At 74.9% G+C, this 26451-nt stretch carries 27 protein-coding genes and 1 pseudogene; 15 read left to right on the top strand and 13 right to left on the bottom strand.

Annotation, left to right across the window (positions count from 1 at the left end; translation table 11 throughout):
* The first annotated feature begins 64 nt into the window (after positions 1-64).
* Together mftR and HLA93_RS12410 are read left to right on the top strand one after the other, a co-directional pair.
* Positions 65-658, top strand: a complete 594-nt coding sequence (mftR, locus tag HLA93_RS12405; protein ID WP_308128090.1) for a mycofactocin system transcriptional regulator — start codon at positions 65-67, stop codon at positions 656-658.
* Between the two features lie 91 nt (positions 659-749).
* Positions 750-1901 (top strand): GGDEF domain-containing protein, encoded by a 1152-nt coding sequence (locus HLA93_RS12410; RefSeq protein ID WP_308128091.1) that lies wholly within the window; start codon positions 750-752, stop codon positions 1899-1901.
* A gap of 18 nt (positions 1902-1919) precedes the next feature.
* Here HLA93_RS12410 and HLA93_RS12415 read toward each other — a convergent pair whose 3' ends face one another.
* On the bottom strand, positions 1920-2519 hold the full coding sequence (locus tag HLA93_RS12415; protein WP_308128092.1) for a hypothetical protein: 600 nt from the start codon (positions 2517-2519) through the stop codon (positions 1920-1922).
* An 86-nt stretch (positions 2520-2605) separates the two neighbouring features.
* Between HLA93_RS12415 and HLA93_RS12420 the strand changes: the two genes are divergently transcribed.
* From HLA93_RS12420 to HLA93_RS21000, 4 genes and pseudogenes are all read left to right on the top strand, one after another.
* Positions 2606-3328 carry a mycothiol-dependent nitroreductase Rv2466c family protein gene (locus tag HLA93_RS12420; protein ID WP_222194678.1) on the top strand — a complete coding sequence of 241 codons (723 nt, stop codon included), beginning with the start codon at positions 2606-2608 and terminating at the stop codon, positions 3326-3328.
* A gap of 11 nt (positions 3329-3339) precedes the next feature.
* A complete protein-coding gene (locus HLA93_RS12425; RefSeq protein WP_222194679.1) occupies positions 3340-3804 on the top strand; it encodes an SRPBCC family protein in 465 nt (154 codons plus the stop codon).
* 43 nt (positions 3805-3847) lie between these two features.
* Entirely contained in the window at positions 3848-4426 is a 579-nt protein-coding gene (locus HLA93_RS12430; RefSeq protein WP_222194680.1) for a winged helix-turn-helix domain-containing protein, read from the top strand.
* A pseudogene (locus HLA93_RS21000) lies at positions 4426-5559 on the top strand (MFS transporter); the annotation flags it as partial. The gene HLA93_RS12430 and the pseudogene HLA93_RS21000, both read left to right, overlap by 1 nt.
* 33 nt (positions 5560-5592) lie before the next feature.
* Here the strand turns inward: HLA93_RS21000 and HLA93_RS12435 are convergent.
* Positions 5593-6795 (bottom strand): cysteine desulfurase-like protein, encoded by a 1203-nt coding sequence (locus HLA93_RS12435; RefSeq protein ID WP_222194681.1) that lies wholly within the window; start codon positions 6793-6795, stop codon positions 5593-5595.
* 92 nt (positions 6796-6887) lie between these two features.
* Here HLA93_RS12435 and HLA93_RS12440 point away from each other — a divergent pair, with 92 nt between their 5' ends.
* The 3 genes from HLA93_RS12440 (at position 6888) to HLA93_RS12450 (ending at position 8258) form a co-directional block, all read left to right on the top strand.
* Entirely contained in the window at positions 6888-7118 is a 231-nt protein-coding gene (locus tag HLA93_RS12440) for a hypothetical protein (RefSeq protein WP_222194682.1), read from the top strand.
* 10 nt (positions 7119-7128) lie between these two features.
* On the top strand, positions 7129-7653 hold the full coding sequence (locus tag HLA93_RS12445) for a GNAT family N-acetyltransferase (RefSeq protein WP_222194683.1): 525 nt from the start codon (positions 7129-7131) through the stop codon (positions 7651-7653).
* Between the two features lie 257 nt (positions 7654-7910).
* Positions 7911-8258 carry a hypothetical protein gene (locus HLA93_RS12450; RefSeq protein ID WP_222194684.1) on the top strand — a complete coding sequence of 116 codons (348 nt, stop codon included), beginning with the start codon at positions 7911-7913 and terminating at the stop codon, positions 8256-8258.
* A gap of 42 nt (positions 8259-8300) precedes the next feature.
* On the opposite strand, the gene HLA93_RS12455 is transcribed toward HLA93_RS12450, so the two are convergent.
* Positions 8301-9701 carry a bifunctional 3-(3-hydroxy-phenyl)propionate/3-hydroxycinnamic acid hydroxylase gene (locus HLA93_RS12455; protein ID WP_222194685.1) on the bottom strand — a complete coding sequence of 467 codons (1401 nt, stop codon included), beginning with the start codon at positions 9699-9701 and terminating at the stop codon, positions 8301-8303.
* A gap of 65 nt (positions 9702-9766) precedes the next feature.
* Here HLA93_RS12455 and HLA93_RS12460 point away from each other — a divergent pair, with 65 nt between their 5' ends.
* The gene (locus HLA93_RS12460) at positions 9767-10162 is read left to right on the top strand and encodes a DUF3224 domain-containing protein (protein ID WP_222194686.1); all 396 of its coding nucleotides are present in this window, start codon (positions 9767-9769) and stop codon (positions 10160-10162) included.
* Between the two features lie 35 nt (positions 10163-10197).
* Here HLA93_RS12460 and HLA93_RS12465 read toward each other — a convergent pair whose 3' ends face one another.
* Positions 10198-12084, bottom strand: a complete 1887-nt coding sequence (locus HLA93_RS12465; protein WP_222194687.1) for an L-lactate permease — start codon at positions 12082-12084, stop codon at positions 10198-10200.
* 177 nt (positions 12085-12261) lie between these two features.
* On the opposite strand from HLA93_RS12465, the gene HLA93_RS12470 reads away from it, so the two are divergent.
* Positions 12262-13389, top strand: a complete 1128-nt coding sequence (locus HLA93_RS12470) for an NDMA-dependent alcohol dehydrogenase (protein ID WP_222194688.1) — start codon at positions 12262-12264, stop codon at positions 13387-13389.
* 46 nt (positions 13390-13435) lie between these two features.
* On the opposite strand, the gene HLA93_RS12475 is transcribed toward HLA93_RS12470, so the two are convergent.
* Entirely contained in the window at positions 13436-14149 is a 714-nt protein-coding gene (locus tag HLA93_RS12475; protein ID WP_222194689.1) for a hypothetical protein, read from the bottom strand.
* Positions 14150-14211: 62 nt separating this feature from the next.
* On the bottom strand, positions 14212-14835 hold the full coding sequence (locus HLA93_RS12480) for an MOSC domain-containing protein (RefSeq protein ID WP_308128093.1): 624 nt from the start codon (positions 14833-14835) through the stop codon (positions 14212-14214).
* Between the two features lie 85 nt (positions 14836-14920).
* On the opposite strand from HLA93_RS12480, the gene HLA93_RS12485 reads away from it, so the two are divergent.
* Positions 14921-16321 carry a M20 family metallopeptidase gene (locus tag HLA93_RS12485; protein WP_222194690.1) on the top strand — a complete coding sequence of 467 codons (1401 nt, stop codon included), beginning with the start codon at positions 14921-14923 and terminating at the stop codon, positions 16319-16321.
* A gap of 84 nt (positions 16322-16405) precedes the next feature.
* Here HLA93_RS12485 and HLA93_RS12490 read toward each other — a convergent pair whose 3' ends face one another.
* The 4 genes from HLA93_RS12490 to HLA93_RS12505 form a co-directional block, all read right to left on the bottom strand.
* Positions 16406-17527 (bottom strand): XdhC family protein, encoded by a 1122-nt coding sequence (locus HLA93_RS12490; RefSeq protein WP_222194691.1) that lies wholly within the window; start codon positions 17525-17527, stop codon positions 16406-16408.
* Between the two features lie 75 nt (positions 17528-17602).
* A complete protein-coding gene (locus tag HLA93_RS12495) occupies positions 17603-18715 on the bottom strand; it encodes a vWA domain-containing protein (RefSeq protein WP_222194692.1) in 1113 nt (370 codons plus the stop codon).
* Positions 18705-19595 carry an AAA family ATPase gene (locus HLA93_RS12500; protein ID WP_439957980.1) on the bottom strand — a complete coding sequence of 297 codons (891 nt, stop codon included), beginning with the start codon at positions 19593-19595 and terminating at the stop codon, positions 18705-18707. The genes HLA93_RS12495 and HLA93_RS12500 overlap by 11 nt, the downstream gene beginning before the upstream one ends.
* Positions 19596-19658: 63 nt before the next feature.
* Entirely contained in the window at positions 19659-19928 is a 270-nt protein-coding gene (locus HLA93_RS12505) for a hypothetical protein (protein ID WP_222194694.1), read from the bottom strand.
* An 89-nt stretch (positions 19929-20017) separates the two neighbouring features.
* On the opposite strand from HLA93_RS12505, the gene HLA93_RS12510 reads away from it, so the two are divergent.
* Together HLA93_RS12510 and HLA93_RS12515 are read left to right on the top strand one after the other, a co-directional pair.
* Positions 20018-21010, top strand: a complete 993-nt coding sequence (locus HLA93_RS12510) for an aldo/keto reductase (RefSeq protein WP_222194695.1) — start codon at positions 20018-20020, stop codon at positions 21008-21010.
* Positions 21011-21144: 134 nt separating this feature from the next.
* On the top strand, positions 21145-22416 hold the full coding sequence (locus HLA93_RS12515) for a M18 family aminopeptidase (RefSeq protein ID WP_222194696.1): 1272 nt from the start codon (positions 21145-21147) through the stop codon (positions 22414-22416).
* A 12-nt stretch (positions 22417-22428) separates the two neighbouring features.
* Here HLA93_RS12515 and HLA93_RS12520 read toward each other — a convergent pair whose 3' ends face one another.
* Positions 22429-23658: a serpin family protein gene (locus tag HLA93_RS12520; RefSeq protein WP_222194697.1), complete on the bottom strand. Its 1230-nt coding sequence runs from the start codon at positions 23656-23658 to the stop codon at positions 22429-22431.
* Between the two features lie 154 nt (positions 23659-23812).
* Between HLA93_RS12520 and HLA93_RS12525 the strand changes: the two genes are divergently transcribed.
* Positions 23813-25174 carry a glucose-6-phosphate dehydrogenase gene (locus HLA93_RS12525; protein ID WP_222194698.1) on the top strand — a complete coding sequence of 454 codons (1362 nt, stop codon included), beginning with the start codon at positions 23813-23815 and terminating at the stop codon, positions 25172-25174.
* Positions 25175-25180: 6 nt separating this feature from the next.
* Here the strand turns inward: HLA93_RS12525 and HLA93_RS12530 are convergent, their stop codons facing one another.
* Both HLA93_RS12530 and HLA93_RS12535 read right to left on the bottom strand, forming a co-directional pair.
* Complete coding sequence (locus HLA93_RS12530; RefSeq protein ID WP_222194699.1) at positions 25181-25417, bottom strand: hypothetical protein; 237 nt, start codon at positions 25415-25417, stop codon at positions 25181-25183.
* 80 nt (positions 25418-25497) lie between these two features.
* The gene (locus HLA93_RS12535) at positions 25498-26436 is read right to left on the bottom strand and encodes a proline dehydrogenase family protein (protein WP_222194700.1); all 939 of its coding nucleotides are present in this window, start codon (positions 26434-26436) and stop codon (positions 25498-25500) included.
* Positions 26437-26451 lie beyond the last annotated feature (15 nt).

Genomic DNA, 26451 nt, shown 5'->3' on the forward strand with positions numbered 1-26451 from the left:
GCCACCGGCAAGACCACCGCGTGGGGCCGGTGCACGGCGACGCCGGGGTAGCAGGATGGCGGCCGTGACCGAGATCGTGGTCCCCACCGACGCGCGCGAGGAGACCCGCGCGCGGATCGAGCAGGCGGCGCTGGACCTGTTCACGGCGCAGGGGTTCGAGGCGGTGACCATCGACGAGGTCGCCGACGCGGCCGGGATCAGCCGCCGGACCTTCTTCCGCTACTTCGGCACCAAGGCCGACGCCGTGTGGGGCGACTTCGACGGCCACGTCGTCCGGCTGGAGGCGATGCTCGCGGCGACCGCCGGGAGCCAGTCGGTGCTCGCCTCGATCTGCGCCGCCTACGTGGAGGTCAACGACTACGACGACGCCGCGCTGCCGACGCTGCGCCAGCGGATGCGGCTGATCCTCACCGAGCCGGCGCTGCTGGCCCACTCCCAGGTGCGCTACGGCGACGTCGACCGGGTGGTCGCCGCGCACGTGGCCCGGCGCACCGGCGTCCCGCCGGACGCGCTGGTGCCGCGGCTGGTCGCCACCAGCACCCGGGCGGCGGCGACGACGGCGTTCGAGATGTGGCTCGCCGACGTCCGGCTGCCGCTGGCCCGCGCGCTGCACGACGCCTTCGACGAGCTGGCCGCCGGCTTCCCCAGCCTGCGCTGACCACCAGGGGATCGTCCCGCGGGCACCCCCTCCGGGGGACGTGACCGGCGAGACCGTGCAGTTCCGTTGAGCGCCGTCCGTTGTCCCTGGGGTGACCCGCTCCGCTCCCTCGGGCCTGCCCTGGCCCGACGGACCACTCCCCGACGCCGTGCGCGCCGACGTGCGCGCCCGCGCCCGGACGTCCGCGCTGCTCGTCTGCGCCGTGGCGGCGGTCGGCTACCCGGCCTGGGCGGTGCTCGACCTCGCGCTCGAGCCCGGCGCCGCTGACCGGCTGATCGCGGTCCGGGCCGCCGGGACGGCGGTGATCGCGGCGCTGCTCTGGCTGCTGTGGCGGCACCCGGTCGGCCGCCGGGCGCCGGCTGCGCTCGCCTTCGGCGTCCTGGCAGTCGTGCAGGTCACCACCGCCTGGATGCTCACCGACGTCAGCCACGTCGAGTTCTACCTGCTCGGGTCGTCCCTGGCCCTGCACGGCAGCGGCGTGCTGCTGGCGGTCCGGCCCCGGTGGACCGTCCTGCTCGTCGCCACCACCTGGACCGCCCTGACCCTCGCCCTGGTCGTCGACCCGACCCCGCTGCGCCCCCGGCTGGTCGCGGCGGTGGCCGTCTTCCTGGCCATCACCTCACTGGTGGCGTCGCTGGCCCACTGGCGGCGGGCGCAGCTCGCCGTGAGCGCACTCATCAGCCGGCTCTGGCTGGAGGAGGAACAGCGCCGGACCCGGGAACTGCTGGTACAGCTGGAGCGGCTCAGCCTGGAGGACCCGCTGACCGGCGTGGCCAACCGCCGCAGGTGGGACGCCGACCTGGCCGAGGCGTGCGCCCGGGCACGCGCGGACGGCGGCCGGCTGGCCGTGGCGCTCGTCGACGTCGACCACTTCAAGCAGGTCAACGACCGGTACGGCCACGCCGCCGGGGACGCCGCGCTCCGCGAGGTCGCCACCGTCCTGCGGGAGCACGTCCGGGAGGGCGACCTGGTCGCCCGCCTCGGCGGTGACGAGCTCGCCGTCCTGCTGCCCGGCGCCGACGCGCAGGTCGCCGTGCGGATCGCCGAGCGGATGCGCGCCCGCTCGCTGGAGCTGCGCCCCGAGGGCTTCGCGGAGCCGGGCGTCAGCCTGTCGATCGGGATCGCCGCGGCCGGCGGCGGGGGTGCGGTTCCCCGGGAGCTGCTGGCCGAGGCCGACGCCCAGCTCTACCTGGCCAAGGCCAGCCGCAACGCCGTCCGGGCCCTGCGGCCGGCCGTCGGCTGACGGCCGGCCGCGACCGCGTCAGGCCGTCGGCTTCGCGGAGGTGCCGCGCAGCACCTCGGACGGGCGCTGCTGCTCACCGGCGTAGGAGCTGATGACGACGAGCGTGCCGGTGATGGCCGGGATGACCCACTGCAGCTGGTCCAGGCGCGCCTGGGCGGCCGCGACCTCGCCCTTGGCCCGCTTGGAGGCCTTGGTGCCCCGCTTCGACGGCGTCGCGCCGTTGGCGGAGACGATCTGCCCCAGCACTCGGCTGTAGGCGGTGACGCCCAGGGCGGCAGCGGTGAGCACGGTCTTCGCCGTCGACATCGCGCCGACGCCCTGCTGCTGCGCGACGCGCTGCTTGTTCGCGGCGAGCTGGCCGACGCTGCCGATCAGGTGCGCACCGATGGCGGCGGCGTTGACCGGGGTCCAGCGGTCCCAGCCGGCGTTGGCGACGGCGCCGGTGGCCCGGTCGCTGCCGGCCTCGCCGGCGGCGGCGTTGAGCGAGACCGCATTGGCGAGCGTGCCGCCGAACCAGGCGGCCAGGCCGACGTCGTGCAGGGAACGGGAGAGGGTGCTGCGGGCCATGGTGGCGCTCCAGAGGTCGTGGGACGGGGCAGCGACCGGTGGGCGCTGCACATGAGCAGGCTGGTACCCGCCGGTCTCGGTTCCATCCCTCCTGCCGGCAACGAGCCGGACCGGTCCGTCGGTGGCAGCCTCGGGGCATGGCCGATGCCGACGTCCACTTCTACTTCGACCCGGTGTGCCCGTTCGCCTGGATGACCAGCAAGTGGGTGCGGCTGGTCATGGACCAGCGCGATTACACGGTCGACTGGCGGTTCATCTCGCTGCGGCTCGTCAACGCCCACGTCGACTACGCCGCCCAGTTCCCGCCGGAGTACGAGGGCGGGCACACCGCCGGCCTGCGGCTGCTGCGGGTCGCCGCGCGCACCCGCGCCGAGCACGGCCCGGCGGCGGTCGGCACGCTCTACGAGGCGCTGGGACGGCGCATCTTCGACACCCCGCCCGACCCCGGCGCGACCGGCGGCGACCGGGGCACCCGCACCTACCTGGAGCCGGTGCTGGCCGGCGCCGGGCTGCCGGCCGAGCTGGCCGACGCGCTGGAGGACACCTCGCAGGACCAGCTGATCCAGGCCGAGACCGACGAGGCGCTGGCGCTGACCGGCAAGGACGTCGGGACGCCGATCCTGCACTTCCAGCCGCCGGCCGGGGTGGCGTTCTTCGGCCCGGTGATCAGCCGGCTGCCCGCCGAGGACGAGGCCGTCGCACTGTGGGACCACGTGGTCGGCCTGGCGGGCTTCCCCGGTTTCGCCGAGCTCAAGCGCAGCCTGCGGGAGCTGCCCCAGCTGCGCGGGCTCGGCGTCGAACCGGACCAGGTCGGCGCGCAGGAGGACTGGCACGGCGGCAGCCGCCGGCAGCACAGGTAGAGACTGCCCCGGTGACCGAGAGCCTGACCCACGCCGGGTCGATCGTCGTCGCCACCTCCCCCGACGCCCTCTACGACCTGGTGTCGGACGTGACGCGCACCGGCGAGTGGAGCCCGATCTGCACCGCCTGCTGGTGGGACGAGGGGGCATCGGGCCAGGTGGGCGACTGGTTCACCGGCCGCAACGAGGTGCCCGGCCGGGTCTGGGAGACCCGCAGCCAGGTGGTCGCCGCCGAGCGCGGGAGCGAGTTCGCCTGGGCCGTGCGCGGCACGCTGGTGCGCTGGGGCTACACGCTAGAGCCGGTGGACGGCGGCACCCTGCTGACCGAGTCGTGGGAGTTCCTCCCCGCCGGGCTGGCCTTCTTCGCCGAGACCTACGGCGACCAGGCGCAGGCCCAGATCGAGAACCGCACCCGCGCGGCGCACGAGAGCATCCCCGCAACGCTGGTCGCGATCAAAGCAATCGCGGAAAGCTAAAGGACTCTTGCGCAAGACTTCTTGCGCATGCCACGCTCGCCGCATGACCGACGACGGACGTCGCCATGTCCGCGACCCCCAGGCGATCCGGGCGCTCGCCCACCCGGTGCGACTCGCCCTGCTCGAGGCCCTGTCCGGCGAGGGCACCGCGACGGCCACCCGGTGTGCCGAGCTGGTGGGCGAGAGCGTCGCCAGCTGCTCGTTCCACCTGCGCACCCTGGAGAAGCACGGCTTCATCGAGCGCGCACCCGGCACCGGCCGGGAGAAACCCTGGCGGCTGACCTCGACCACCCAGCTGATCGAGCCGGCGCCTGACGCGGAGGGCCGGGCCGTCGCCGCCGCGGTCGACGAGTTCCTCCTGGACCAGGAGGCCGGGCGGCTGCGCGCCTGGTGGGCGCGGCGCGACGCCGAGGACCCACCCTGGCGCGACGCCACCCAGATGTCGGGGTCGACGGCCTGGCTCACCGCCGAGGAGGTGGCCGAGCTGCACGAGGCGCTGGCCGCGGTCACCGAGCAGTTCTTCGTCCAGCGCGCCGGCGACCCGGCCGGCCGGCCCGACGGCGCCCGGCCGGTGCGGCTGTTCACCGCCACCAGCGTGGGCCTGAGCACCGGCACCGGCTGATGGGCGCCTTCGCCGAGCCGCGGTTCCGCCGGCTGTTCCTCGGCTGGTCACTGGGCAACTTCGGCGACAGCGCGCTGTACCTGACCCTGGCCATCTGGGCGAAGGAGCTGACCGGCAGCAACTCCGCCGCCGGGCTGGTCTTCCTGGCGATCCTGCTGCCCACCGCGGCCGCACCGGTGATCGGCCACCTGGTCGACCGGGTGCGCCGCCGCCCGCTGCTGATCGGAGTCGACCTCGCCGCCGGCGCGGGGGTGCTCTCCCTGCTCACCGTCCGAGGGCCCGACCAGTTGTGGCTGCTGTACGCGGTGGCGCTGGGCTACGGCCTGGTCGCGATCACGCACAGCGCGGCGCAGTCCGGGCTGCTCCGCGACCTGCTCCCCGACGCTCAGCTCGGCTCGGCCAACGCCGCGCTGTCGACCGTCGACCAGGGGCTCCGGCTGGTCAGCCCGCTGGTCGGCGCGGGCCTGTACGCGGGGTTCGGCGGCGGCTCGGTGGCGATGCTGACGGCCGGGACCTTCGCGGTCGCCGCCCTGGTGCTGACCACCGTGCGGGTGGCCGAGTCCGACCCGGCGGCGGTGGCCCGGGAGTCGTTCCGCCGGGAGTTCGCCGCCGGGTTCCGGCACCTGGGCGGTGACCCGGTGCTGCGGCAGATCGTGCTGGCCCTGGCGGCCGGGATGGGGGTGCTCGGCCTCCTGGACACGGTGGTCTTCGCGGTCATCGACGAGGGTCTCGGCCAGCCGGCCGCGTTCTTCGGGGTGCTGACCAGCGTGCAGGGCGGTGGCAGCGTCGTCGGCGGGCTCACCGCCGCCTGGCTGCTGCGCCGGGTCGGCGAGGGCCGCGCGGTCGGGGTGGCGCTGGCCGCCTTCGCCGTGGCGCTGACCCCGATGGCGTTCGGCTCCACGGCGCTGGTGCTGGCCGGGTCGGCGCTGGCCGGGGCGGCGATCCCCTGGTTCGTCGTCGCCTGGGTCACCGCTCGGCAGAAGCGGACACCCCGCCACCTGCAGGGGCGGGTGGCGGGCGCCGGCATGGTGGCGATGAACGGCGCGCAGACCGTCTCCTCCGGGCTGGGCGCGCTGCTGGTCGGCCTGGTCGACTTCCGGCTGCTGATCGCCGTCGCCGTCGTCGTGCTCGCCGTCACCGGTGGGCGGCTGGCCGCCCGGCCGGCATCAGGCGGACAGCCACTCCCGGAGGCCGGCGAGCAGGCGGTCGACGTCGGACTCGTCGCTGTAGGGGGCGAGACCGACCCGCAGGCCACCGGTGTCGCCCAGCCCCAGGTGGCGGCTCGCCTCGAGGGCGTAGAAGGAGCCGGCGGGGGCGTTGACGCCCCGCTCGGCCAGGGCCCGATGGGCGTCGGCCGCGTCCCGGCCGTCGAAGGTGAGCAGCAGGGTGGGGGTGCGCAGGGCCGCCCGTGACCACAGGGTCACGCCGGGCAGGTCGCGGACGCCGTCCTCGACCCGCTCGCGCAGCCGGTCCTCGTGCTGCTCGATCGCGGCCATCGCGGCGACCAGCCGGCTGCGGCGGTCGCCCTCGTCGCCGGCCTGCGCGGCCAGCAGGTCGATCGCCGCGGTGGTGCCGGCCAGCAGCTCGTAGGGCAGCGTGCCCAGCTCGAACCGCTCCGGGACGGCGTTGCTGGAGGGCAGCAGCTTGTCCGGGTGCAGCGTCTCCAGCAGCTCCGGCGCGGCGACGAGGCAGCCGCAGTGCGGGCCGAGGAACTTGTACGGCGAGCAGACGAAGAAGTCCGCGCCCAGGGCGGTGACGTCCACCGGCGCGTGCGCGGTGAGGTGCACGCCGTCGACCCAGGTCAGCGCGCCGGCCTCGTGCGCGAGCGTGGTGATCGCGGCGACGTCCGGGCGGGTGCCGATCAGGTTGGAGGCGCCGGTGAGGGCGACCAGCCGGGTGCGCTCGGACAGCAGCGCCCCGACGGTCGCCGGGTCGAGCTCACCGGTGGCCGGGTCGAAGTCGGCCCACCGGACCGTCGCCCCGCACGCCTCCGCCGCCTGCACCCAGGGCCGGATGTTGGCGTCGTGGTCCAGCCGGGTGACCACCACCTCGTCGCCGGCGCCCCAGCCGGCGCTCAGCGTGCGGGCGAACTCGTAGGTCAGCGCGGTGGCGCTGCGCCCGAAGACGACGCCGCCGGCGTGCCCGCCGGTCAGGTCGGCGACCGCCTGCCGGGCCTCGACGACCACCGCGTCGGCGTTCCGCTCGGCCTGGGTGACCGAGCCGCGGTTGGCCATCGGCCGGGTCATCGTGGCGGCCACCGCCTGCGCGACGACGTCCGGGGTCTGCGAGCCGCCCGGGCCGTCGAAGTGCGCGGCCCCGTCGGTCAGGGCGGGGAAGTGGGCGCGGAGTGCTGCGACGTCGAAGCTCACCCCGGTCACGCTAGCCGCGGGGGAGGCCAGCACGCCGGGGGCGCTGGACCGTCGACGACCCGGGCGCCCGCGGGTGGTTCGAGGAGACGGCGGTGGAGCTCCTCCAGATCAGCACCGGCTACCTCGACCTGCTGGACCGGTACGGGGTGCCGTGGGTGGAGCTGCGCACCACCGCCCGGGCGGATCCTCTACGAGGACGACGTCCGGGCCGGTACGACACCGTTCCTCCACCACCTCGATCGGCACCGCACGTCCGGGGCAGCCGGCGTCCGCACGGAGCTGCCCGGTCGACAACCGTCGTGCGGGACGATGCCCCCGTGTGACGATGCCACCGTGTCGGGAGTCGAGCCGGTCGTCCGCGTCGCCGAGCCGGATGACGTCCCGGCCATCTGCCGATTCGGTGCGGAGCACGTGCCGCCGCACTACACGCCGCTGATCGGCGCAGAGGCCGCGGCCGGCCAGGTCCGCGACTGGTGGGACGAGACGTCCATCGGCGCCGCCGTGGCCGCGGGCCTGGTGATCATCGCCGAGGCCGGTGCGCAGCTGGTCGGCGTCGCCCAGCGCGGGCGCTACGGCGACGACCACGTGGTCTGGAAGCTCTACGTCCACCCGGAGCACCGAAGCCGGGGGCTGGGCCGCCAGCTGCTCGACGCCGTCATCGGCCAGCTGCCGGACGACGCCGACCGGCTCTGCATCGAGCACTTCGCGGCCAACGAGCGCGCGGGCTCCTTCTACGAGCGTGAGGGCTTCCCCATCGAGCGCGTCGAGCCGAGCCGCACCGGGGACACCGCGCTCGCCGTGGTCTGGCGCGCCCGCCCCCTGGGCCGTCAGACCGCTCAGGCGCCCCGCCAGGTGTAGGTGCAGTCGGGTTCCCACTCCTCGTTGCCGCTGCCGTCGTCCTCGTCGACAGGGCGAAGCCGGCGGACTCGTAGCAGCGCCGCGCCCGGGTGTTCCGCTGGAAGACGCGCAGCGACAGCCCGTCGGGACCCCACCCGGACAGCCCCCGGCCAGGGTGGGGTCCCGGTGCGCTCGGTGGGCAGGAGATGTGCCGCTCGGATCAAGGACGTCACGCAACAGCCGATGGCAGGAGGGAGCAGTCACTCCCGGGAGGCGTCGTGTCGGTCAGTGCGGTGGGCAGCAGCAGTTCGGTGATCGCTGCAGCGTTCCGTCAGTCCCGGGCGGCTGACGCCCGCACCGGGGCACAGCGGACGCCCGGCGGAGCCGCCGAGGCCTCCCCCGAGGGCGGCGCCGCGGACGGCAGCACGCCGGCGATCAAGGCACTGAGACAGCAGCTCGCCGAGGCGCAGGAGGCGCTGCAGCGCCTCGTCGACGCCCGGGCGGACGAGCAGGCGATCCGGGCCGCCCAGCAGCGCGTGCACGCATGCGCCTCGGCGCTGGCGGCCGCCCTGACACAGCAGGCCCAGGCGGCCGAGCGGGCCTCGACTGGGCGGCAGTACGCCTAGGGCTCGACCGTCCGCGTGACCGACCGCCGGCGGAGGACGTGCTCACCGCCGGACGGCCGCCACGATCCGGTCCGGGCGGACCAGTACCGACCGGCCCCCGAGCCAGCGGACCAGCTCCGGTGAGCCGAGGCGGTCAGCCCGCAGCACCGGCCCCGGCCAGTCCTCAGGCACCGGCGCGCCGTCGGTCAGCACCGCCCAGCCGAGGCCGAGCAGGTCGTCCAGCCGGCCGGGGCCCGCGACCGGCGGCTGCGGCAGGAGCGCCCCGACCGGCGACCCGGGCGCGACGCGGGGCCGGCGCACCAGCGGTCCACGACGCAGCGGCGGCGTCCGGCTGGCGGCGGCGAAGGCGGCCAGCCGGGGCACGCGCTGCACCGCGGTCAGCGCGGCCCGCCGGGCCAGCACCGCCCGCTCACCCCCGCCGGTCATCAGCGCGCCGAGCAGCACGGCGACCCGGATCAGCGCCCGGGCGTGCGGCGCCCGCTCGGCCTGGTGGGTGTCCAGCAGGGCGTGGTCCGCGCCGTCCAGCACCGCGGCGAGCTTCCAGGTCAGCTGGTGCACGTCGCGCAGGCCCAGCCCCAGCCCCTGGCCGATGAACGGCGGGGTCAGGTGCGCGGCGTCGCCGCAGAGCAGCACCCGCCGGTCGCGCCAGCGGTCGGCCACCTGCGCGGCGTAGGTGTACTCCGCGGTGCGGACGACGGTGCAGTCCTCCGTGCCGAACCTCCCAAGCAGCTCCGACAGGTCCAGGTCGGCCGGCGACTCCCCCGGCGCCAGCCGGAACTCGGCGCGGTAGCGGTCGCCGGCGATCGGCATGAACGTCGCCGGGCGCACCGGGTCGCAGACCTGGTGCACGCCGGGCCAGACGTCCAGCGGCGCGTCGGCGGCCAGGTCGACCACCAGCCAGCGCTCGGACGGGCCGAGGTCGTGCATCCACGACCCGATCAGCCGGCGCACCGTGCTGTTCGCGCCGTCGCAGCCGAGCACCGCGTCGGCGGCCAGCACCTCCTCGGCGCCGGTGGCCCGGTCGCGGACGGTGAGACGGACGGGTCCCGGTTGTTCCACGTGCAACACCTCGACCCCGCCGCGCAGCTCGGCCCGCGGTTCGGCGGCCAGCGCCGCGCGGAGCACCGCCTCCAGGTCGGGCTGGCTGAACATCGAGGCCTGGGGCCAGCCGTGCTCGCCGTCGCCGCGGGGGAACTCGGCGAGCGTGCGGTGGGCGCCGTCCAGCAGGCGCAGCCCGGCCATCGGCCGGCTGACCGCAGCGAAGGCGTCGGCCACCCCGGCGGCCTGCAGCACCCGCAGCGACTCGTCGTCCAGGTGCACCGCGCGCGGCTGCGGGTAGGCGGCCGGGTGCCGGTCGAGCACCAGGACGTCGACGCCCCGGCGGGCCAGCAGCAGGGCAGCGGTCACCCCCACCGGGCCGGCACCGACCACCACCACCGTCACGCCGGCGAGTCTGCCCGGCGCCCGCACCCGGGACAGCGGGCGGGATCCGGGCCAGGATGCCCGGCATGGACCTGCACCTGAGCGCGCCGTTCACCATCGACACCTGGGACGCCGTCCCCGACCCGGCGCCTGCTGAGCCGGGCGGACCGGCCACCGGGCGGGTCGTGCTGGTGAAGACCTACGACGGCGAGGACCTCACCGGCTCGGCCACCGGCCACGCGCTCACCACCCAGGGCGAGCGCGGCGCCTCCTACGTGGCCCAGGAGCGGATCACCGGCGCCCTGGCCGGTCGTCGTGGCAGCTTCGTCCTCGAGCACGGCGCGGAGATGGGTGAGGGGGTGACCACCACCCAGTGGGCCCGGGTGGTCGCCGGGTCGGGCACCGCCGCGCTCGCCGGGATCACCGGGTCGGGCACGGTCGCCCACGAACTGCTCACCCTGGACGTCGTCCTGCCCGACTGACCCCCTGCACCGGACGGCGCAGGGGGTCAGTCCGGTCAGCGGTCGTCGCGGGTGCGGCTGGGGTCGACGACCATGTCGGTGTGCTCGCGCCCGTCACCGGGTGCCGAGCCGGTCGTGGCCCCACCCCCGGCGCCGACCAGCTCGTCGTTGTCCCGGCCCGGCGCCCGCCGGAGCGCGATGATCAGCGCCGCGAGCGCGACCAGCAGGACGGCGAGCCACAGCGTGCTCAGGTTGGCCCCGAAGCCGTAGATCGCCACCAGCGAGATCGCGCCGGCCATCAGGCAGTAGTAGATGGTCGGCAGGATCGTCTTGCGGATCAGGTCGCCCTCGCGGCCGATCAGCCCGACCGTCGCAGACGCCGCCACGATGTTGTGCACCGTGATCATGTTGCCCGCCGCGCCGCCGACCGCCTGGGTGGCGACGACGGTCTCCGGGGTGACGCCGATCTGCTCGCCGGTGGAGAACTGGAACAGCGAGAACATCAGGTTGCTGACGGTGTTGCTGCCCGCCACGAAGGCTCCCAGCGCGCCGATCCACGGGGCGAACGCGGGCCAGGCCCCGCCGGCGATCGACGCGGCCCCCTCGGCGAGGGTGAGCGGCATCGACGCCAGGCCGGAGTCGTTGAAGTCGGCACCGGAGTTGATGAACACCCGGACCAGCGGGAGGGCGAACAGCAGCGCCACCGCCGCACCGGCCAGCTGGCTGCCGGCCACCTTCCACGACGCGGCGATCTGCGGCCCGCGCATCCGGTGCAGCGCATAGGTGATCAGGCAGGTGAGGATGAACAGGAACCCGGGCAGGTAGACGACCTGCAGCGCCTGGGCGATGCCGGTGCCGAAGATGTCGTCGACGTTGACGACCCGCCAGCCGGTGGTGAGGAACTCCGTCACCGGGTCGACCGTGCGGCTGAGCACCAGCAGCGCGGCGACGATCACGTACGGCGTCCAGGCCAGCCAGATGCTCATCTTCGGGCCGGCGACGTCCTTCTCGTCCTCCGGCGACAGGCTGCCCATCCAGTTGGTCGCCCAGCGCTCGCGGGCCGGGAAGTCCCAGGTCTTCTTGGGCATCAGGAAGCCGCGGCTGGACGCGAACATCACGATGACCAGGCCGGTCAGCCCGCCGAGCAGCGACGGGAACTCCGGGCCGAGCACCGCGGCGACGGTGACCGACGGGATGGTCATCGCGAACGCGGCGAACAGCGCGAAGGGCCAGATCGCCAGGCCGTCGGCGAACCGCTTCCGCTCACCGAAGAAGCCGCACAGCATGCAGGCGAGGAACAGCGGGATGAGCGTGCCGATGGCCCCGTGGATCAGCGCCACCTGCAGGCCGATCCGCTCGAGGAACTCGGGGAACTGGATGCCGAGCACCGAGGTCCGCTGCTCGACGGCGTCGGACCCGCTCAGGCCGCCGCTGACGCCGACCAGGATCGGGGTGCCGACCGCGCCGAAGCTGACCGGCGTGCTCTGGATGATCAGGCCCACCATGACCGCGGCCATCGCCGGGAAGCCCAGGGCCAGCAGCAGTGGGGCGACCACGGCGGCGGGGGTGCCGAAGCCGGACGCGCCCTCGATGAAGCTGCCGAACAGCCAGCCGATGATGATCGCCTGCACCCGCCGGTCGGGGCTGATGCTGGTGAACCCGGCCCGGATGGTGGCCATCGCGCCGCTCTTGGTCAGCGTCTCCAGCAGCAGCAGGGCGCCGAAGACGATGTAGAGCAAGGTCAGCGCCAGGAGCAGGCCCTGGACCACCGAGGCGGCGATCGCCGTGGCGCTCATCTCCCAGGCGAACAGGGCCACCAGCACGACCACCACGAAGCCCACGGGCATGGCCCGTTTCGCCGGCCATCGCAGCCCGGCCAGGAGGACGCCGACCACCAGGATCGGGAGCAGGGCCAGCAGGCTGAGCACAGCGAGGTTGTCCACGTTGACGCCTCTCGTCGGCAGTACCCGCGCGCTCACCGGCGTGCGGATGCTGCACTCTGGCGCACCATCCGGCCGCCCGCCACCCCTCGCCGACCACCTTGACGTCGTCGTGACCGCTCAGCAGTCTGTGAGCCGGACCACGTCAACGGCGACGTGGCACGTGCTGAGGAGAGCTCGATGAGGACCAAGGGCGCGATCCTGTGGGGTGTCGGCCAGGAGTGGGCGATCGAGGAGATCGAGATCGGCGATCCGCGCGCGAACGAGGTGACCGTCGAGCTCGCGGCCTCGGGGTTGTGCCACTCCGACGAGCACCTGGTCACCGGGGGCACCCCGGTCGGCTCCTACCCGGTGCTCGGCGGGCACGAGGGCGCCGGCGTCGTCACGGCCGTGGGGCCCGGGGTGACCGGGCTGGCCGTCGGCGACCACGTGGTGACCGCGTTCATCCCGGCCTGCGGGCAGTGCCCGCCGTGCTCCAACGGCCACCAGAACCTCTGCGACCTCGGCGCCAGCCTGCTGGCCGGGACGTCGATCTCCGACGGCTCCTACCGGGTGCAGGTGCAGGGCAAGGACGTCGTCCCGATGTGCCTGCTCGGCACGTTCGCCCCCTACATCACCGTGCACCAGGCGTCAGTGGTGAAGATCGACCCGAGCATCCCGCTGGAGATCGCCGCGCTGGTGGGCTGCGGCGTGACCACCGGCTGGGGCTCGGCCACCAAGGTCGCCGACGTCCGCCCGGGTGAGTCGGTGGTCGTCATGGGCGCCGGCGGGGTGGGGATGAACGCCGTCCAGGGCGCCGCGGCCGCCGGGGCGCGGCACGTGGTGGTGATCGAGCCGGTGACCGAGAAGCACCAGTGGGCCAAGGACTTCGGCGCCACGCACGTGTTCGCCACCGCCGAGGAGGCGATGCCCGCGGTCAACGAGATGACCTGGGGCCGGATGGCGGAGAAGGCGATCATCACCGTCGGCGACATCCAGGGCGAGGACGTGCAGACCGCCGTCTCGCTGATCGGCAAGGGCGGCCGGGTCGTCGTCACCGGCATGGGCAACGCGGCCAACATGGACGTGAAGCTCAACCTGTTCGAGTTCACCCTGCTGCAGAAGGACCTGCAGGGCGCGATCTTCGGCGGCGCGAACCCGCGCGCGGAGATCCCGGCGCTGCTCGGCCTCTACCAGGCGGGCCAGCTGAAGCTCGACGGGCTGGTGACGCAGAAGTACTCCCTGGAGGAGATCAACCAGGGCTATCAGGACATGCGGGACGGCAAGAACATCCGCGGGATGATCGTCTACACCGACGCCGACCGCTGACCTGCTGGCCCGGCGCCCCTCGTGGGGCGCCGGGCCGGCGGGTGGTTCAGGCGCCGAGCTCGGACAGGTCGAGCGCGTCCGCCGGGGCGGTGATCTCCTGCTCCTCGCCGAAGCCGTCGAAGGTCAGCGTGCCGGCATCGTCGCCGGTGTTGACGATCTGCAGCGGGTAGCGCGGGTCGTCGGCGGCCACGTACAGCGAGCTGCCGTCGGCCTGGGTGACGACCAGGACCTCCTCGCCGTCCAGCTCCTCGGTGGTCACCTCGTCCTCGACGGTGCCGTCGCTGGGCGAGCGCAGCTCCTGCGCCAGGCCGGTGAGCGTCAGCTGCTGGAAGGCGGCCGCCTCCGTGGCGGGGACGACGACCCAGACGCCGACGAGCTGGTCGACCGCCTCCTGCGGGACCCCGGAGCTCAGCCAGAAGTCCGCCGGCCCCTGGAAGTACGAGACCCCGCCGACGGTGAGCAGCTGGACCTCCTGGCCACCCAGGGTGATCGAGCCGGTGGCGTCCTCGCCCTGCAGGTACAGGTCGATGGACTGCTCCTCGGCGCCGGTGCCGATGGTGCCGGTGACGTGGGCGGCACCGGCCTCCTCCAGCGCGTCGGCGGCGTCGGCGGCCACCTCGGCGCCGGTCTCCTCGCTCGCGCTGCTCTCCGCGCTGCTCGTGGCCGCTGCCTCCGAGCTGTCGTCGGAGCCGCCGCAGCCGGTGAGCAGCACGGCTGCCGCCAGTCCTGCGGTCAGCTGGGTCGCGACTCGCTGTCGCACGCGCATGGGTCGTCCCGTCTCTGGCCGGTGCCGCCCACGTGCTCGTGCGGCGGCAGGCGAGATCATCGCGACTCGCCGGCCCCCGGGCTGTGCGGTGGCTGTACAGCGGCGTGTCGCGGCCGCGGGACGGGCCGGACGGCGTCGCCCGCGCGCGCCGGGTCCAGCGGGACGGCGGAGCGGAGGACGGCCGGCCCCAGCTGCAGGACGCCGTCGGTGCGGGGAGCGCAGCGGATCCCCGCCCGCCCACGCAGCCCGCGGTGCGCGTCCGCCGCCAGCGCCAGGTCCAGCCAGGCGCACGGGTTCGCCGGCCGGCCGCCGGCCAGCAGCACCGCGCCGTCCCCGCAGTCGAGGCTGAACGGCTCTCCGCGCAGCGCCTCCACCTCCGCCCCCCGCAGGACGACGTTGCGCCGGGCCGCCAGCGGGTCGAGCGGCCCGCTGCCCAGCTCGACGGCGAGCGCCTCGACCCCCTCGGTGGCCAGCACCGTCACCGAGGCGTCCCGGTGGGCCGGCTGGCCGAAGTACCGGTCACCGACGATGCCCAGCCCGGCCCGCACCTCGATCCGGTCGGTGCGCTCGACCGGCCCGGCCAGGGCCGGGTCGGGCCGGCCGTCCCAACGGTGCGCGGGCGAGGCGAGCAGCCCGACGACCTCGACGTCGTACCGGTACCGGAGGTCGTCGTCACCCACCCGTCGATGGTCCCCCGGGGGGCCGAAGTCGCGACTTCGGCCCCCCGGGGGGCGACCTGGGTGCGGGGCTGCGAGCGTGGACGGCGTGGACCGCCCGACCGCCCTCGCCCGCGCCGCCGAGCAGCTCGACTCCGGCGCCTTCCTGACCGACCTGGCCCGCCGGGTCGCGCTGCCCACCGAGAGCGCCGACCCGGCCCGGGAGCCGGTGCTGCGGGAGTACCTGACCGCGGAGATGGTGCCGTGGGTGGAGCGGCTGGGCTTCACCGCACGGGTGGTCGAGAACCCGGTGTCGCCGCGGCACCCCTTCCTGGTCGCCCGCCGGGTCGAGGACCCCGCCCTGCCCACCGTCCTCACCTACGGCCACGGCGACGTGCAGCCCGCCCACCCCGAGCAGTGGCGCGCCGGGCTCGACCCCTGGCGGATCGTGGTCGAGGGCGACCGCTGGTACGGCCGCGGGGTCGCCGACAACAAGGGCCAGCACAGCGTCAACCTGACCGCGCTGGAGCAGGTGCTCGCCGTCCGGGGTGGCCGGCTGGGCTACAACGTCACGCTGCTGCTGGACATGGGCGAGGAGTTCGGCTCCCCCGGCCTGGACGAGGTCTGCGCCCTGCTGCGGGACGAGCTCGCCGCCGACCTGCTGATCGGCTCGGACGGGCCGCGGGTCGCCGCCGGCCGGCCGACCGTGTTCCTCGGCTCCCGCGGCTCGGTGAACCTGACCCTGTCGGTGCGGGCGCGGGGCGAGGCACACCACTCCGGAAACTGGGGTGGGGTGCTGAGCAACCCGGCCACGGTGCTGGCCAACGCGCTGGCCACCCTGGTCGACGGCCACGGCCGGCTGCTGGTGGACGCGCTGCGCCCGGCCGGGGTGCCGGCGTCGGTGCGGGAGGCGCTCGCCGACGTCCCGGTCGACCAGGGGCCGGACTCACCCGTCATCGACCCGTCGTGGGGTGAGCCGGGGCTGACGCCCAGCGAGCGGCTGTTCGGCTGGAACACCCTGGAGGTGCTGGCGATGACCGCCGGCGACCCGGACGCGCCGGTCAACGCCATCCCGCCGTCCGCCCGCGCGCACTGCCAGCTGCGGTTCGTCGTCGGCACGGACGCCGCGTCGGTGGCCGACGTGGTGCGCGACCACCTCGCCGCCGCCGGGTTCGGGGCGGTCGAGGTCACCCAGGACCACGCGATGGCCGCCACCCGCCTGGACCCCGACGACCCCTGGGTGCCCTGGACGCTGGCCTCGATGCAGCGCACCACCGGAGCCCGTCCGGCCCTGCTGCCCAACCTGGGCGGCTCGCTGCCCAACCACGCGTTCGCCCACGTGCTGGGCCTGCCGACGGTCTGGGTGCCGCACTCCTACCCCGGCTGCGCCCAGCACGCCCCCGACGAGCACCTGCCGGTCGGGCTGGTCCGCGAGTCCCTGCAGGTCATGGCCGGCCTCTGGTGGGACCTCGCCGAGCTCGCCCCCGCCTGGCCCCCGTCCCACCCCTGACTCGCCCCCCGACCCCGGCCATGTTGGCCACCATGGCCGGGTCGGGAGGGCGAAGAGGGGCCGAAGTCGCGACTTCGGCCCCGGTCAGCGGTCGGCGGTGCGGTGGATGGGGCCGGCGACCTCGGCCAGGCGCTCGCCGGTGCCGCCCCAGCGGCCGGCGATGATCTCCGCGGCGATGCTCACCGCGGTCTCCTCCGGGGTGCGCGCACCGAGGTCCAGGCCGATCGGAGAGCTGAGACGGAGCAGTTCGTCCTCGGCCAGTCCGGCCTCGCGCAGCCGGGCCAGCCGCTCGTCGTGGGTGCGCCGGGAGCCCATCGCCCCGACGTAGGCCACCGGCAGTCGCAGCGCGACCTCCAGCAGCGGGACGTCGAACTTCGGGTCGTGGGTGAGCACGCAGAGCACCGTGCGCTCGTCGATCGCCCCGGCGTCCACCTGGGCCTGCAGGTAGCGGTGCGGCCACTCCACGACGACCTCGTCGGCGTCGGGGAAGCGGCGGGCGGTGGCGAACACCGGCCGGGCGTCGCAGACGGTGACCCGGTAGCCGAGGAAGGACCCCACCCGGGCGACGGCGGCGGCGAAGTCGATCGCGCCGAAGACGACCATCCGGGCCGGCGGGGCGAAGGAGGAGACGAACAGGGTCAGCTCGTCGCCGCGGCGCTCGCCGTCGTGGCCGTAGGTGAGGGTCGCCGTCCGGCCGGCGGCCAGCATGCCGCGGGCGTCGTCGGCGACGGCGTCGTCCAGCCGCTGGGCGCCGAGGGTGCCCGAGGCGCGGTCGGGCCAGAGCACCAGCCGCTTGCCCAGCCGGTCGGCCGGGCCCTTGACGCAGGTGACGACGGCGACCGGCTCGTGCGCGCCCACCGACGCGGCCACCTCGCCGAGCTCGGGGAAGGACTCCCGGGAGATCGCCTCCACGTAGACGTCGAGGATCCCGCCGCAGGTCAGGCCCACGGCGAAGGCGTCGTCGTCGCTCACCCCGTACCGCTCCAGGGTGGGCTCGCCGCTGGCGACGACGTCCTGCGCCTCGGCGTAGACCGCGCCCTCGACGCAGCCGCCGGAGACGCTGCCGACCGCCGTGCCGTCCGGGCCGACCAGCATCGAGGCGCCGGCCGGGCGCGGTGCGGACCGCCAGGTGCCCACCACGGTGCCGACGCCGACGGTCTCCCCCGCCTGCCACCACCCGATCAGGTCGTCGAGAACGTCACGCATCCGACTGCTCCTCTCCGGCCCCGGTCAGAGGCTCGCCGCGAGCGTGCGAGTGGTGAGGGGACCGGGGTCCTTCCGCTAGGCACGCTCGACCACCCCGGCCAGTTCCTCGAACGCGGCGAGGCTGTGCCCGGCGACGAAGTGGTCGACGCTGGGCAGCGCCGCGACCATGCCGCCGGTCAGCGGTTCGTAGCCGGCCCGGCCCTTGTGCGGGTTCACCCAGACGACGGCGTGCGCGAGGCGGGCCAGCCGGGCCATCTGCTCACCGAGCAGCTCCGGCCCGCCGCGCTCCCAGCCGTCGCTGCAGACCACGACGACCGCGCCGCGGGCGGTGCCGCGCTGGCCCCAGCGGTCCAGGAACGCCTTGAGCACCTCGCCGATCCGGGTTCCGCCGGACCAGTCGGGGATCGCCGAACCGCTGGCGGCCAGCGCCTTGTCCGGGTCGCGCAGCCGCAGCTCGCGGGTGACCCGGGTCAGCCGGGTGCCGATGGTGAACACCTCGGTGGACGCCGGCCGGGCCCGGACGGCGGCGTGCGCGAACCGCAGCAGCGCGTCGGCGTAGGGGCTCATCGACCCGGAGACGTCGATCAGCAGCACGACCCGGCGCGGGCGGGGCCGGGCGCGGTGGTGCACCAGCCGGGTGACCTCGCCGCCGTCCTGCAGTGCCCGGCGCACGGTGCGGACCCGGTGGACGGCGCCGTGGGCCGACGGGCTGCGCCGCCGGGAGGGCCGCATCGGGGCGGCCGGCCGCAGCAGTGCGAACAGCCGCCGCAGCTGGTCGCGCTCGGCGGCGGTCAGCCCGGCGACGTCCCGGTGCCGGAGCACCTCCTCGCCGCTGGCCAGAGTGGCCAGGTCGGCGGGGTCCCCGCCGTCCTGACTGCCCTCGCCGGTCTGCAGCGGGGCGGACTGCGCGACCCGCTGCTCCTCGGCGCCCGACGGACGCCGGGTGCGCGGCGCCTCCCCGCCGAACCAGGCGGCGAACGCGGCGTCGTAGCGGTCCAGGTCGTCCGGGCTGCCGCACAGCGTGAGCCGGCCCGACCAGTAGACGGCGGTGGGGTCCAGGACGTCGAGGTGCGCGACCGCGGCCAGCATCGCCTCGACCCGGTCCGGGGAGGCGTCGACGCCGGCGTGCCGCAGCGTGCGGGCGAACCCGAGCACGGTGGTGACGACGTCCCGCGGCTCACCCCCCACCGAAGAGCGCTCCCCGGGCCAGTGCGTGCACGCGGTCGGTGTCCTCCCGGTACTTGAGCACCGCACCGAGCGTGCGGGCCGCGGTGTCCGGGTCGAGCTCCCGGGCGCCGAGCGCGTGCAGCGCGGTCGCCCAGTCCATCGCCTCGGCGACGCCGGGTGGCTTCAGCAGGTCGAGCTCGCGCAACCGGGCGGTGGCCCGGGCGACCTGGCGGGCCAGCTCCTCGGTCACGTCGGGCAGCCGGCGGCGCAGGATCGCCACCTCGCGCTCGAAGTCGGGGTGCTCCAGCCAGTGGTAGAGGCAGCGGCGCTTGAGCGCGTCGTGCACCTCGCGGGTGCGGTTGGAGGTGAGCACGACCAGCGGCGGCGTCTGCGCCCGGATGGTGCCGAGCTCGGGGATGGAGATGGTGAAGTCGCTGAGCACCTCCAGCAGGAACGCCTCGAACTCGTCGTCGGCCCGGTCCACCTCGTCGACGAGCAGCACCGACGGGGAGTCCTCCAGCGCCTGCAGCAGCGGGCGGGCGAGCAGGAACCGCCGGTCGTACAGGCCGGCCTCCAGCTCGTCGGCGCCCGATGCGGTGCCGGCGGCCTCGGCGGCGCGCAGGTGCAGCAGCTGCCGGCCGAAGTCCCAGTCGTAGAGGGCGTGGCTGGCCTCCAGCCCCTCGTAGCACTGCAACCGGTAGATCGGCCGCCCGGTCACCTCGGCGAGTGCGCGGGCCAGCGCCGTCTTGCCGACCCCGGCCTCACCCTCCAGGAACAGCGGCCGGTGCATGACCAGCGCCAGGTACGCCGCGGTCGCCAGGCCCTCGTCGGGCAGGTAGCCGGTCGACTCGAGTGCGTCGGCGAGCGCGCCGGGGTCGGCGGGGAGGGTGGGCTGGCTCACGTCTGGCAGCATCCCACCCCCTCGGCTGGTGAGGGCGATCCCGCCCGCGTGCTCGCCGGCCGGTCAGTCGGTGGTCATCGCCTCGAGGTAGTCGTCGTAGCTGGAGACGACGTCGTCCAGGTCGATGACCTCGGGGAAGTCGGCGACCTCCTGGTGCCGGCGCAGGAAGAGCACGGTCCGCCGGACGACGTCCTCCTCGTCGTCGGAGGCCAGCCGGTCCATGACCTCCGGAGTGACGGTGACGAAGGTGCGGACGTCCTCCAGCTCGCTGGGCTGCACGACCAGGTAGGTGTTGTCGCCCTGCGCGTCGATCTCGATGTCGTCGTCGGCCATGTTCCCGCCCTACCCGCCAGGCGGTGATCAAACTCCGGGGCCGGGGCCTCTGACCGGCCGGGCACCGGCGACGGGCGGAGGATCAGGTCATGCAGCGACGAGCACTGGGCGCGCAGGGCCTCACCGTCTCGGCCGAGGGGCTGGGGTGCATGGGGATGAGCTCCTACTACGGCGCCTTCGACGACACCGAGAACCTGGCGACCCTGCACCGGGCACTGGAGCTGGGCATCACCCTGCTGGACACCGCCGACGTCTACGGCCCGTGGACCAACGAGCGGCTGGTCGGACAGGTGCTGCGCACGCACCGCGACCAGGTCGTGCTGGCCACCAAGTTCGGCAACGAGCTGGACGCCGAGGGTCGGCGCACCGGGGCGGTCAACGGGACGCCGGAGTACGTGCGGGCGTCGGTCGAGGGGTCGCTGCAGCGGCTGGGCACCGACGTGATCGACCTCTACTACCAGCACCGAGTGGACCCGGCCGTGCCGCTGGAGGAGACGTTCGGGGCGCTGGGCGAGCTGGTCGCCGAGGGCAAGGTGCGGTACCTGGGGATCAGCGAGGCCTCGCCGGAGAGCATCCGCCGGGCGCACGCCACCGCGCCGCTGTCGGCGGTGCAGACCGAGTGGTCGCTGTTCACCCGGGACGTCGAGGACAACGGCGTGCTGGCCACGGTGCGCGAGCTGGGCATCGGCTTCGTGCCCTACTCCCCGCTGGGGCGCGGGTTCCTCTCCGGCAAGATCCGCACCGTCGACGACTTCGCCGAGGACGACTTCCGGCGCAGCTCGCCCCGCTTCCAGGGGGAGAACTTCGCCAAGAACCTGCAGGTGCTCGACCGGGTGGTGGCGATCGCCGAGGCCAAGGGCGTGACGCCCACCCAGCTGGCGCTGGCCTGGGTGCTCGTCCAGGGCGAGGACGTCGTCCCGATCCCCGGCACCCGGCGGATCGCCAACCTGGAGGAGAACGTCTCCGCCCTCGAGGTCGAGCTGACCGCCGACGACCTGGCCGCGATCGAGGAGGTCGCGCCGGTCGGGGTGACGGCCGGGGAGCGCTACTCGCCGTCCGGGATGCGCTGGCTGGAGGTGTGATGGGGCACGGGTCGACCCACCGGAGCTGACGTCGAGCCGCGCTGTGGCACGGCTCAACGTCAGCTCATCCGGCTCGACCCGCGTCGCCGAGGTCCGGGTGCGCTGACCGGCCGGCCGGCGGGGAGGATGCAGGCATGCCGGACCTCTCCCTCGGGAACGACCTGCGCGCCTTCGTCGACGCCTCGCCCTCCCCGTCGCACGCGGTCGCCGAGCTGGCCCGCCGGCTGCGCGGCGCGGGCTTCACCGAGCTGGCCGAGGCCGACGCCTGGACGCTCACCCCGGGCGGGCAGCACTTCGTCGTCCGGCACGGCAGCCTGGTCGCCTTCCGGGTGGGCAGCGCCCCGCTCGCCGAAGCCGGCATGCGGCTGGTCGGGGCGCACACCGACTCCCCCACGTTCAAGGTGCGCCCCCGCTCGGACCTCCGGCAGGCCGGCTACCGACTGGTCGGGGTCGAGCCCTACGGCGGCGGGCTGTGGCACACCTGGCTCGACCGGGAGCTCACCGTGGCCGGCCGGGTCGCCCTGCGCGGCGGCACCACCGCGCTGGTCCGCCTGCCCGGGGCACCACTGCGCCTTCCGTCACTGGCGATCCACCTGGACCGCGGCGTGCGCGACGGCCTGAAGCTCGACCCGCAGCGGGAGCTGGTCCCGGTCTGGTCCCACGACCTGGGCACCGAGCCGGGTCTGCGCGAGGCGCTGGCGACCGAGGCGGGCGTCGCCGTGGACGACGTCGTCGGGCACGACCTGGTGCTCGCGGACACCCAGCCCGCCGGCGTCGCGGGAGCCGACGGCACGTGGATCGCCGCGCCGCGGCTGGACAACCTGGCCAGCTGCCACGCCGGGGCCACCGCACTGATCGCCGCCCCCGGCGGCCCCCGCACCCAGGTGCTGGTCTGCAACGACCACGAGGAGGTCGGCAGCGGCTCGATGTCCGGAGCCCGAGGCAGCTTCCTGGAGGACGTCGTCCGGCGGCTGGTGACGATCACCGACGCCGGCGACCCGCAGGCGCTGCCGCGCGCCCTGGCGCAGAGCCGGCTGGTGTCGTCGGACATGGCGCACGCCGTCCACCCCACCCGCTACGACCGGCACGAGCCGGCGCACCAGCCGCAGCTGGGCGGCGGGCCGGTGCTGAAGGTGAACGCCAACCAGGCCTACGCCACCGACGCGGTCACCAGCGGCTGGTTCGCCGAGCGGTGCGCGGAGGCGTCGGTGCCGGTGCAGTGGTTCGTCTCCCGCGCCGACCTGCCCTGCGGGAGCACGATCGGCCCGCTGACCGCGACCCGCCTCGGCATCGCGACCGTGGACGTCGGCGCCCCGATGCTCGCGATGCACTCCTGCCGTGAGCTGGCCTCGGCCCTCGACGTCCCGCTGATGGTCGGCGCGCTCACCGCCTGCTTCACCGACTGAGCGGGGTCGACCTCAGGCCGACGGGGAGTACACGGCGGTGACGAACAGCGGTGACCGGGTCGCCGTGTCGGTGAGCACGAACGGGAACGGGCGGTCGAACGAGACCAGCCGCTGCGGAAGCCGGGCCGAAGCGGCCATGGCGACGCCGGTGGCGGCAGCAGCCTCGGTGCCCTGCTCGTCGACGTCCAGGTACGTCTTCTGCACGACCTGGGCGATCTCGACGTCGCCGGCGCCCAGGCCGGGGAAGGCGCCGGCGACGGGCAGCCCGAGCTCGCTCAGCGGCTCCAACAGCTGGTGGGTCTGTTCCACGTGCAACCTCGGCAGCTGCACGTCGACGTCGGAGGCCTCGGCAGCGTCCAGCGCGGCCAGCGTGGCGGCGTCGACCGCGCACGGGTCGATGCCCTCGGGCGGGAGGACCGCGACCGCAGCGAGGGTGCCGTCGCGGTAGGGCAGCTCCACGGCCTCCCACCCCTCCGCCGTCCGGGCGCGGCCGGTGGCGCCGCCCATCATGTCCACCTGTCGCTCGCCGTCCGGCGTGGCGAACGGCGCCGGACGGGTGCTCGTGAACGGCACGGCCCAGCGGGCCTTGAGGTGCACCGCATTGGTCAGCACCGCCCGGGTCGCCGACGGGAGCGGCTCGTCGAAGAGCTCTTCGATGACGCCGCGGGTGTCCTCGGCGACGGTGCTGTTGATCCGGTCGGTGGCCCCGTCCCGGTCCCCGGCGAAGTCCAGCGCCCGGACGTCGGCGGCGAACGCGGTGGCCAGGTCGTCGAGGTAGGCCTGCTCGGGCTGCACGCCCAGCGCGGTCCACAGGTGGTTGCTCAGCTGCAGCGCGTCCGGGGCGTCCTCGTCGTCCAGGTCACCGTCGTGGCGCAGGCCGTCGAGGGCGGCGGTGTGCGCGCGGGTGGCGGCCACCAGGTCGGTCGACCAGGACGGCAGGTGCAGCACCGACCCGAAGGCGTCCGCGGTCTCCCCGGCGGTGGCGGGGTACAGCAGGCCGAGCGCCTCCGCGGCGGAGGTCGGCGACAGCAGCACGTCCTGCCCCGACTGTCCGGCACAGACCTCGTGCAGCAGGTCGACCCCGAACGCGGTCTGGGCCGCGGCGACGTCCCGCGCGGTCAGCGCGCCGGTCCGCACCTCGGCCACTCCGCCCTGGTGGACCTGCGGGGCGGCGCCGGCGCTGCTGCAGGCAGCCAGTGCCGCGGTGGCGGCGACCGCCACCGTCAGTCGAGCCCGTTCCATCGCCTGTCTCCTCTCGCTCACCCCTTCCACGCGCCGAGCACCCGCCCACCCCCACACGGCCGCGTGGTTCAGCCGGGCCGGGGGTGGGCAGGGCGGCGAGGACGGTGTCTCGCACCCGGGACGCGAGGACGACGACGGGACGAGGACGACGACGATGCAGGTGACCTTCGTGGTGCTGGGTGGCACCGGCGACCTCACCGGCCGGCTGCTGCTGCCCGGGCTGGCCGAGCTGTTCGGTGCCGACTGCCTGACCGACGACGTCCGGCTGCTGGCCGTCAGCCAACAGGACTGGTCCGACGACGAGTACCGCGACTGGGCACGGGAGCGGCTGGCCGAGCACGCCGGCCACGTGCCCGAGGCCGCGCGCGACCGCCTGGTCGAGCGGCTGGGCCACCAGCAGGGCGACGTCACCACAGCCGAGGACCTCCGGGCGGCGCTCAGCCGCGCGGAAGGCCGCCCGGTCGTCTACCTGGCGCTGCCGAACACCGTCTTCCTCGCCACGCTGCAGGCGCTGACCGAGGTCGAGCTCCCCGAGGGGACGACGATCGCGGTGGAGAAGCCGTTCGGCCGCGACGAGGACGACGCCCGACAGCTCAACGCCGTCCTGCACCGGCTGGTCCCGGAGGAGCAGGTCTTCCGCACCGACCACTTCCTCGCCATGCAGACCGTGCTGAACCTGCTGGGGCTGCGCTTCGCCAACCGGCTGTTCGAGCCGGTCTGGAACGCCGGCCACATCGACCGGGTGGAGATCGTCTTCGACGAGACCCTGGGCCTCGAGGGCCGCGCCGGCTACTACGACACCGCCGGCGCGCTGCGGGACATGCTGCAGAACCACCTGCTCCAGCAGCTGGCGCTCATCGCCATGGAGCCACCGCACGCGATCGACGGGCCCAGCCTGGCCGCCCGCAAGGCCGACGTCCTGCGCGCGGTGCGGCCACCGGCGGACATGGCCCGGGACACCGTCCGCGCCCGGTACACCACCGGGACGGTGGAGGGCCGCGAGCTGCCCGACTACACCAGCGAGGACGGCGTCGACCCGGCGCGGGAGACCGAGACCTACGCCGAGTACACGGTGACCATCGACAACTGGCGGTGGGCCGGGGTGCCGTTCCGGCTGCGCACCGGCAAGGCGCTGGGCGAGGGCCGGCAGGAGATCGCCGTCCACTTCAAGCCGGTGCCGCACCAGGCCTTCGGCCGCCGGGGCGACGCCGAGCCCGACGTGCTGCGGATGCGCTTCGACCCGGACCACATCAGCCTGGAGATCAACCTCAACGGCGCCGACGACCCGTTCGAGCTGGAGCGGCGCGCCCTGGACATCGGACTGCCGGCCACCCGGTTGTCGGCCTACGGGCTGCTGCTGCAGGAGATGCTGACCGGCCGGCGCACGCTGTCGATCAGCGACGTGGAGGCCGAGCAGTCCTGGCGGATCGTGGAGCCGATCCTGGCCGCCTGGTCGGCCGGCGAGGTCCCGCTGCGGGAGTACCCGGCGGGCTCACCCGGCCCGGTCACCGACTGAGCGGGCTCACGGCGGCCCGTCGAGCACCAGCATCCGGGTGATCACCTGGCACCAGGCCGCCTGGACCTCGGCCGGCCGGTCGGCGACCAGCTCCGCGAGGCTGGCCAGCGCGCCGCAGCCCTCGGTGACGATCGCGGTGAAGGCCAGCCGGGAGACCAGCTGCCCGATCTCGTCCAGGTCGACGCCGGCGTCGATGAGCGGCTGGACGATCCACTGCTGTTCGGCTCGAGGTCGCAGCTCCACGGAGTGCCTTCGCCGCGAGCCGCCGCCCCGGATGCACCCCGCAGCATGACGTGGGCCACTGATCGTCCGGCCGTGGTCGGTCAGCGGCCGGCCAGGTCGGTGAGGGCGGTGAACACCCGCGCGGGGTCCTCGGCGATCCGGTTGAGGACGTAGAGCCACCACTCGCCACCGAAGACGACGTACTCGCGGGTCCGGAAGCCCTCCCGGTGCAGCGCGTCCAGCAGGTCGGGCCCGAGCCCGAGCAGCATCTCGAACTCCACCGGCCCGCTGGTCAGCGCCGTCCCGTGCTCGGCGACCAGCGCCCGGACCAGCGTCTCGTCGTGCGTGGCGACGCTGACCGGGTGCCCGGCCTGCACCAGGCGCCGGGCCAGCCCCAGGTAGGCCGTGGTGAGCTCGGCGCTGCCGCGCCGGTGCGCGACGCCGTCCGGCTCGAGGAACGCCCCCTTGACCAGCCGCACGGTGCCCGGGTGGCGCAGCACCCGGTCCAGGTCGGCCGGGGTGCGGTGCAACCGGGCCTGCAGGGTGACGCCGACCCGCAGGCCCTCGCCGGCCAGCTCGTCGTAGAGGTCGAGCACCAGGTCGGTGCGGCCGGAACCCTCCGCCGAGATCATCAGCTCGGTGCCCACCGGGGCCAGCGCGGCGGCCATCTCCCGGACGTGCGCGGCCGCCAGCGCCGGGGCCACGACCGACCCGACGTGGGACAGGTCGAAGGAGACGGTGCTGGGCAGACCGGCCGCCCGCACCGTGGCGATCAGGTCCAGGAACACCGCCGTCTCGGCCCGGGCCAGGTCGGCGTCCCGGACGCTCTCCCCGGCGTACTCGATGCTCACCGCGTGGCCCCGCCGGACCGCCGCCTGCGCCGCGGCGATCGCGTCGGGCACCGTGTCCCCGGCCGTGTACCGGCGCGCCACCCGGGCGGCCAGCGCCGCGAGCGCCGGGTCGGCCATCACGCGCTGCTTCAGCTGCTCGTCCAGCGCCCAGGCGCGCAGGGCGTCGGCGGCGGCCTCGGGTGCGATCACGCCGCCAACCTAGCC

Origin of the sequence: Modestobacter italicus (assembly GCF_019799965.1) — a bacterium.
In the GTDB taxonomy this organism is placed as follows: Bacteria; Actinomycetota; Actinomycetes; order Mycobacteriales; family Geodermatophilaceae; genus Modestobacter; species Modestobacter italicus_A.

Coding starts and splice junctions, on each gene's coding strand:
- HLA93_RS12420 (WP_222194678.1), top strand. CDS start 2,606: ATGGCCGATGCCGACGTCCACTTCTACTTCGACCCGGTGTGCCCGTTC.
- HLA93_RS12430 (WP_222194680.1), top strand. CDS start 3,848: ATGACCGACGACGGACGTCGCCATGTCCGCGACCCCCAGGCGATCCGG.
- HLA93_RS12460 (WP_222194686.1), top strand. CDS start 9,767: ATGGACCTGCACCTGAGCGCGCCGTTCACCATCGACACCTGGGACGCC.
- HLA93_RS12470 (WP_222194688.1), top strand. CDS start 12,262: ATGAGGACCAAGGGCGCGATCCTGTGGGGTGTCGGCCAGGAGTGGGCG.
- HLA93_RS12490 (WP_222194691.1), bottom strand. CDS start 17,527: ATGCGTGACGTTCTCGACGACCTGATCGGGTGGTGGCAGGCGGGGGAG.
- HLA93_RS12505 (WP_222194694.1), bottom strand. CDS start 19,928: ATGGCCGACGACGACATCGAGATCGACGCGCAGGGCGACAACACCTAC.
- HLA93_RS12510 (WP_222194695.1), top strand. CDS start 20,018: ATGCAGCGACGAGCACTGGGCGCGCAGGGCCTCACCGTCTCGGCCGAG.
- HLA93_RS12515 (WP_222194696.1), top strand. CDS start 21,145: ATGCCGGACCTCTCCCTCGGGAACGACCTGCGCGCCTTCGTCGACGCC.
- HLA93_RS12520 (WP_222194697.1), bottom strand. CDS start 23,658: ATGGAACGGGCTCGACTGACGGTGGCGGTCGCCGCCACCGCGGCACTG.
- HLA93_RS12525 (WP_222194698.1), top strand. CDS start 23,813: ATGCAGGTGACCTTCGTGGTGCTGGGTGGCACCGGCGACCTCACCGGC.